This is a genomic window from uncultured Maritalea sp., from assembly GCF_937139385.1.
GTDB lineage: Bacteria > Pseudomonadota > Alphaproteobacteria > Rhizobiales > Devosiaceae > Maritalea > Maritalea porphyrae_A.
Map to the genome: position 1 here is coordinate 1 of NZ_CAKZPW010000322.1, position 7,028 is coordinate 7,028.

At 50.0% G+C, this 7,028-nt stretch carries 5 protein-coding genes and 1 pseudogene; 3 read left to right on the forward strand and 3 right to left on the reverse strand.

Going from position 1 to position 7,028, the window contains the following annotated elements; genetic code table 11:
• Nucleotides 1-3,673 (reverse strand): vitamin B12-dependent ribonucleotide reductase (locus Q0231_RS13220; protein WP_299348048.1); only part of this gene is annotated, 3,673 nt, incomplete at its 3' end.
• 738 nt (nucleotides 3,674-4,411) lie between these two features.
• Between Q0231_RS13220 and Q0231_RS13225 the strand changes: the two genes are divergently transcribed.
• From Q0231_RS13225 to Q0231_RS13235, 3 genes are all read left to right on the forward strand, one after another.
• On the forward strand, nucleotides 4,412-5,005 hold the full coding sequence (locus Q0231_RS13225; RefSeq protein WP_269394101.1) for a response regulator: 594 nt from the start codon (nucleotides 4,412-4,414) through the stop codon (nucleotides 5,003-5,005).
• Nucleotides 5,006-5,167: 162 nt separating this feature from the next.
• Nucleotides 5,168-5,554, forward strand: a complete 387-nt coding sequence (locus tag Q0231_RS13230; RefSeq protein ID WP_299348050.1) for an NADH:ubiquinone oxidoreductase subunit NDUFA12 — start codon at nucleotides 5,168-5,170, stop codon at nucleotides 5,552-5,554.
• 10 nt (nucleotides 5,555-5,564) lie between these two features.
• Nucleotides 5,565-5,993: a DUF2155 domain-containing protein gene (locus tag Q0231_RS13235; protein ID WP_269394388.1), complete on the forward strand. Its 429-nt coding sequence runs from the start codon at nucleotides 5,565-5,567 to the stop codon at nucleotides 5,991-5,993.
• Here Q0231_RS13235 and aat read toward each other — a convergent pair.
• Both aat and Q0231_RS13245 read right to left on the reverse strand, forming a co-directional pair.
• Complete coding sequence (aat, locus tag Q0231_RS13240; protein WP_367274497.1) at nucleotides 5,930-6,619, reverse strand: leucyl/phenylalanyl-tRNA--protein transferase; 690 nt, start codon at nucleotides 6,617-6,619, stop codon at nucleotides 5,930-5,932. The genes Q0231_RS13235 and aat overlap by 64 nt on opposite strands.
• A gap of 17 nt (nucleotides 6,620-6,636) precedes the next feature.
• Nucleotides 6,637-7,028: pseudogene (locus Q0231_RS13245) on the reverse strand (acetyl-CoA carboxylase biotin carboxylase subunit); the annotation flags it as partial.

Below are 7,028 nucleotides of genomic sequence, written 5' to 3' on the forward strand. Positions count from 1 at the left end.
AGGTATTTCTAAAAAGCAGGCTAAAAAGATAGATTTTTTTCAAGCAGAGGACGGCATACGCGCTTACCACCCGGGTTTGGCGTTCGTAGCTTTTCATTTGCGCTTGGGCGCGTTGGATGTTGGTGTCTGCTAACGGGGCAGAGCCGGGGGCGACGGTGGGTTCGGCTTTTAGGGCTGTTTGGCCAGAGGTGTGCAACATGGTTGCCGCGCTTGTTTGCATGGCTTGAACCGGGTTGCCAGTGGAGGCCGTTGGTTCAGAGGAGACAAGCATCAGGTTTTTGTCTTTCACGCGGCCGCGGGTTAGGCCTTTGGACACATATTGGGATGCGCCAACTGGTTTTGGGCCGTTGCCTGAAGTTTGGTCTTGGGCCGCGTTGGGGGACAAAGAGGTGGTGCTCATATTGTCTGGGGTTACGTGGGCCAAATCATCACGATCAAGATATGAGATCGCCAATTCGCGGAACACATAGTCCAAAATTGAAGTGGCAGATTTAATTGCTTCGTTGCCTTGCACCATGCCCGCAGGTTCAAACTTGGTGAAGGTGAACGCATCCACATATTCTTCCAGCGGCACGCCATATTGAAGGCCGAGGGAAATGGCGATGGCGAAGTTGTTCATCATGGCGCGGAAGGCGGCGCCTTCTTTGTGCATATCGATGAAGATTTCGCCAATGCGGCCATCGTCATATTCGCCGGTACGCAAGAAGATGGTGTGACCACCAACGCGCGATTTTTGCGTGTAGCCTTTGCGGCGGTCGGGCATTTTTTCCCGGTCGCGAACCCGCTCAACAATGCGTTCAACAATCCGCTCTGAAACGGCAGCAGTGCGGTCCACTGGGGCTTTGGCAACCAAATCTTCTGCCGCGTCAATGGCGTCATCTTCATCGTCGGCCAAAAGTTGGGAGTTGAGTGGTTGAGATAGCTTTGAGCCATCGCGATAAAGCGCGTTGGCTTTAAGGGCGAGTTTCCAAGACAGCATGTAGCTTTCTTTACACTCTTCAACTGTTGCATCGTTTGGCATGTTGATGGTTTTAGAAATCGCACCAGAGATGAACGGTTGTGCGGCGGCCATCATGCGGATGTGGCTTTCAACGCTTAAGAAGCGCTTGCCGATCCGACCACAAGGGTTGGCGCAATCGAACACATTATAGTGCTCTTCTTTCAGGTGAGGTGCTTTTTCAAGCGTCATCGCCCCACAAACGTGGATGTTGGCGGCGTCGATTTCTTGTTTGGTGAAGCCAATGGCGGCCAACAAATCAAAGTTCATGTCGTCTAATTGTTCGTCAGACAAACCAAGCGTATCGCGGCAGAAGTCTTCGCCAAGGCTCCATTTGTTGAAGGCGAATTTAATATCAAATGCGCTTTCAAGTCCTGAATTGATGGCTTCAACTTTCTCGTCGGTGAAGCCTTTGGCTTTCAGCGTTGTTGGGTTGATGCCCGGTGCTTGGTTCAAGTTACCGTGGCCAACTGCATAGACTTCAATCTCTGCGATTTGGTCTTCTGCATAGCCAAGGGTGCGCAAAGCTTCAGGCACTGCGCGGTTGATGATTTTAAAGTAACCGCCGCCGGCAAGCTTTTTGAACTTCACAAGCGCAAAGTCAGGCTCAATGCCAGTGGTGTCACAATCCATCACCAAGCCAATGGTGCCGGTTGGGGCAATCACAGACACTTGGGCGTTACGGAAACCGTGCTTTTCGCCGAGTTTAAGGGCTTTGTCCCATGCCTTCTTGGCATGATCCACAAGCCGCGTATCGGGGCAATTGGCATGGTCAAGTGGCACAGGATTGATGGAAAGTGCTTCATAGCCTTCTGACTTGCCGTGTGCGGCGGTGCGGTGATTGCGGATCACGCGCAGCATATCTTGCTCATTTGGCTTATAGCTTGGGAACGGGCCTAACTCTTTGGCCATTTCAGCAGAAGTTGCATAAGACACGCCGGTTAGGATCGCTGTGATGGCACCGCCAATGGCGCGGCCTTCATCAGAATCATAACCAATGCCGTTGGTCATCAATAGGCCGCCAATGTTGGCATACCCAAGACCCAAGGTGCGGAACTCAAATGAGCGCTCTGCAATGGCTTTTGATGGGAATTGCGCCATCATGACGGATACTTCAAGCACCATGGTCCACAAGCGAACAGAATGCTCAAAATCTTCGATCAGGAAGTCGCCGTTTTTCGCGCGGTATTGCAGCAAATTCAAAGAGGCAAGGTTACAGGCTGTATCGTCCAAGAACATATACTCAGAACATGGGTTCGATGCGCGGATATCGCCTGATGATTTGCAGGTGTGCCAATCGTTGATGGTGGTATGGTACTGGATGCCCGGATCAGCACATGCCCAAGCGGCATAGCCAACGCTGTCCCAAAGGTCGCGGGCTTTTAGCGTTTTGGTGGTTTTGCCAGAACTGCGGCCAATCCAGTCCCAATCGGTGTCTTGTTCAACAGCTTCTAGGAAGCCATCTGTCACGCGGATAGAGTTGTTGGAGTTTTGGCCCGCAACGGTCAGGTAAGCTTCGCTATCCCAATCCGTATCGTAAACAGGGAACTCAAGGTCTGTGTAACCTTGTTCAGCGAACTGGATGACGCGCTGAATATAGTTTTCTGGCACCAAGGCTTTTTTCGCCGCGCGGACTTCACGCTTAAGGGCAGGGTTTTTAAGCACATCATAGCAATCATTGCCTTGGCCTTCGCAATTAACGCAGGCCTTCATGATGGCTTTCATATGTTTGGAAACTGTTTTGGAACCGGTGACGAGGGCGGCTACTTTTTGCTCCTCCTTCACCTTCCAATTGATATATTCTTCAATATCTGGGTGATCAATGTCGACCACAACCATTTTGGCGGCGCGGCGGGTTGTGCCGCCAGATTTAATGGCGCCTGCAGCGCGGTCACCGATTTTAAGGAATGACATCAAGCCAGAAGACTTGCCGCCGCCTGAAAGGCTTTCGCCAGAGCCGCGAAGGGCGGAGAAGTTTGAGCCGGTGCCCGAACCATATTTGAAAAGTCGTGCCTCACGAACCCAAAGGTCCATGATGCCGCCATCGCCAACCAAATCATCGTCTACTGACTGAATGAAACAGGCATGTGGCTGGGGGTGCTCATAGGCGGAGTTTGAGCGCACAAGCTCGTGGGTGAAGGGGTCAACATAGTGGTGGCCTTGGCCAGGTCCATCAATGCCATAAGCCCAATGTAGGCCAGTGTTAAACCACTGAGGGGAATTGGGCGCACATTTTTGAGTGGCGAGCATATAGCAAAGTTCGTCAAAGAAAGCGCGGGCGTCTTCTTCTTTGTTGAAGTAGCCGCCTTTCCAACCCCAATAGGTCCAAGTACCAGCCAAGCGGTCAAACACTTGGCGGCTATCAATTTCAGAGCCGAATTGCTGGTCTTCTGGCAGTTTATCGAGGGCTTTTTCGTCAGGGACAGAGCGCCAAAGCCAAGACGGAACGGTGTTTTCTTCAACTTTTTTCAGCGCGGCTGCAACACCAGCTTTTCTAAAGTATTTTTGCGCAATTATGTCAGCTGCGACCTGCGACCAGCTTTCTGGCACGTCAATATTTTCAAGCCGAAACACAACAGAACCATCGGGGTTCTTAATCTCACTTGTTGCCTTGCGAAATTTAATTCCCGCGTAAGGAGATTGATTTGGCTTGGTGTAACGCCGCTCTATGCGCATCTTTAGTCCCCGCTGTAATTGGACGCACATATGGCGCCCGTTGAACCACTATGGTCCTTCGATTTTCTGTTCGACTTTGCCCGTTAGGCGCAAGAAATGAGGCTTTCTTGCACAGCCTATGTGCCCCGTTAATTTTATCTTGGAGCCCAACATTAATTGCTGGTTTAATTCCCCAAAATGCGCGCGTTTTGAACTCTTGCGGCTGCCATTTGCCCAAATTTTCTACTTAAGTAGATCAACGTATCCAAACTGGATTCGCATCTTGGGCCGAACAAACAACATCCCGACCCCTCGCTAAAATGAAGGGTTCTAATACGCGGTTTGCTATGTCGGTGCATTTACTCAATTCGCAACGACAGAGCCTACTGATTTCCGAAATATCGTCAACTACAATCATTTTCAGTTTTCACAATCCCTAGTGCCAATTTTCTCGATTATGACCATATCTGGTATATTTGGTGTGAACAATGGGGATAAAGTGAACAGTGTGATTCGGTGGCAATATGGGGCAGGTCCGGCAATAAGTACCGGGTGGATCGCCATGAGAATCACATCTAACAACGGCTATATGTTCCCGAAATATCGACAGTTTGCGCCCAAGATTGAACAAATGGTCAAAGAAGACGTTAACCAATTGGGGTCCGTGAAAGTGCCATTGGTGACCGTGCCAACTTTTATTGGAATGCTGTCAAGCGCATTATTTAGTGAGTATATTGTATTGCGTTTAGGTTGTTTTCTATGGGTGTTCATGTTCCGCACAGCCCCGAAGATATTAAGGGGCCCTCCGTTGTTGTGATTGAGACTGCACGACACATGCAAGTTCTATATAGATCAATGCTCTCCGGCGCCGCGACGCGCGCTTTGCGGATATATAACAACCCCAAAGACGCCATACCTGCGATTCTCTCTGATCCACCAGATGTATTGTTGGTTGATTGGGAGGCAGATGGTTTGTCCGGCGACCGATTCTTAAAACAGTTTCGCTCCCGTCAGCTGTATCCGGTGTGCTTATTGCCCGTAATTATGGTGATGTCACAGGTGCGCCAGAGGGCTTTTGAACAAGCAATCAAACTGGGTGCCCATGCCGTGCTTGCCAAACCCATTTCGACCACGCGCTTGTTTGAGTACATTGCTTGGGTCTCCGCGGAGCACCAGAAAATGCAGCTGGTTGGTGACAAGTATGTTGTTGGAAATTTGGTCGACCGGCTCGACAACAAACAGCTTAGAGCTGGTGGGTTCGAATCAAATGGATTTGAACAAGACGAGCAAATGGCGCAAGTGGAATCAATTCAATCTGATGTCGACAGAATTCTGAAGTCGTCATTTTATTGACCTGAGCACAACAGATATAAGGTGAGGGCGCATAAACGGACAATTTGGCACGGTTTTTGTCTGCTATATGTCTGGCTCTTGCCCAAAAGAGATGTTAAACGCTTTCAAGAGAAGAATTGGGCCAATGTGGTTCATTTGGACGTATTTGATCTTGGAGCTGAAATGAAGCAGCTATTCGCAGAAATATTTATTTGGTGGCATGGCCAGACAATGGGCACGCGTTTGTTCACGGCATTGAACGGCAAATTCGTTGGTGAAGATGATGCGGGCAACAAGTATTGGGTTTCCAAGAAAGACCCAAAGCGTCGCTGGGTAACGTTTAATGGTCCAGTTGAAGCGTCTGCAATTCAAGCGGGATGGCATGGCTGGATGCATGGACGCACAGACGTGCCGCCAACCGAGCAAAACTATCAGCCGAAAGCTTGGGAAAAACCTCACCACGAGAATTTGACGGGCACTGCATCGGCATATCGGCCCAAGGGCAGCATGTTGGTTGAAGGCGAGCGCCCAAATGTGACAGGCGACTACGATGCCTGGTCTCCAGAATAGTCATGTATTGATGGTGTTTTACCGCCTCTTGATTGGGCGCACATGCGCCTTTGTTTGGCTCGTCGTTTTGGCGGGCCTGCTTTTCGTTGCGCCTGCAAAGGCCGAGCCGGTTTCTAATCCTGTTGCTGTGTTTGCCGGATTAGACAAAATCACAGGCCGCATCATTAATTTCGACGTATATATTGATGAAACGGTGCAATTTGGTGCGTTGCAGATGACACCAAGGGCCTGCCACACCCGACCACCCAATGAAACGCAGCGCACGACAGTTTTTGTTGAAGTTGATCAAGTGTCGCTCAAACAAACCTTGAGCCGCATCTTTACAGGTTGGATGTTTGCCGAAAGCCCTGCGTTGAATGCAATTGATAATGCCGTTTATGATATTTGGCTGGTTGATTGCAAGCAAAACTCAGATGTGCCGCCGCCATCAAGCCGATAGAAATCCCCGTCTAGCTGCAGTGCTTGACTGAGTTTAGCGTGATATTGCGCGCGCGGTATTTCGATCGCGCCCAAAGAGCGCAGGTGATCAGTTATGAACTGGGTATCCAATAGCTGAAAGCCGCCAACAACTAGGCGATCAACCAGATGGGCTAGGGCGATCTTTGAGGCGTCCCGCACTTTATGGAACATGCTTTCACCAAAGAAAGCACCACCTAGAGAAATGCCGTAAAGGCCGCCAACCAGATTGCCTTGGCTCCACACCTCTACCGTGTGGCAGTGACCGGCCCTGAACAGCGCATGGTACAGTTCTATAATCTCATCGTTTATCCAGGTTTCTTGACTGTCAGGCCGTTCTGCTGCGCAGGCGGAAATGACAGACAAGAAATTGGTGTCCACACGCACTTCGAACGATTCTTGGCGCATTTTTTTCTTTAAGCTTCTGGAAATATGGAACCCATCAAGGGGGAGTATCCCTCGCTCATCGGGGTCAACCCAAAATAGATCGTTTGAGTTGGCGCTTTCTGCCATGGGAAAGATGCCATGTGCATAGGCACTAAGCAGCATTTCAGGGGTGAGTTTGAGCGCGTAAGGGTCGTTTGGTTCCATAATTAAAAACAGGGCCAATGCGGCCCTGTATATCTTTACTTCGCGAGATATTTTTCCAACCAGTGAATATCGTAGTCACCGGCAATAACATCAGGTTCTTTGATGAGCTTTCTGAACAATGGCAGAGTTGTTTTGACACCATCAACCACAAATTCGTCCAAAGCCCGGTTGAGACGCTGCAGGCATTCTGGTCGCGTACGGCCATGAACGATGAGCTTGCCAATCAAACTGTCGTAATAGGGTGGAATTTTGTAGCCCTGATAAACACCAGAATCGACCCGAACGCCCACACCACCAGCTGGGTGGTAGTATGAAATTGTACCCGGCGACGGTGCAAAGGTTTCAGGATCTTCAGCGTTAATGCGCACTTCGATCGCGTGCCCCCAAAACTGCACTTCCTCTTGCTTGACCGTCATTTCCATGCCGG

What these genes read in the sequence shown, in the direction of transcription:
- Q0231_RS13230 (WP_299348050.1), top strand. Translation starts at nt 5,168, where the DNA reads ATGAAGCAGCTATTCGCAGAAATATTTATTTGGTGGCATGGCCAGACA.
- Q0231_RS13225 (WP_269394101.1), top strand. Translation starts at nt 4,412, where the DNA reads ATGGGTGTTCATGTTCCGCACAGCCCCGAAGATATTAAGGGGCCCTCC.
- Q0231_RS13235 (WP_269394388.1), top strand. Translation starts at nt 5,565, where the DNA reads ATGGTGTTTTACCGCCTCTTGATTGGGCGCACATGCGCCTTTGTTTGG.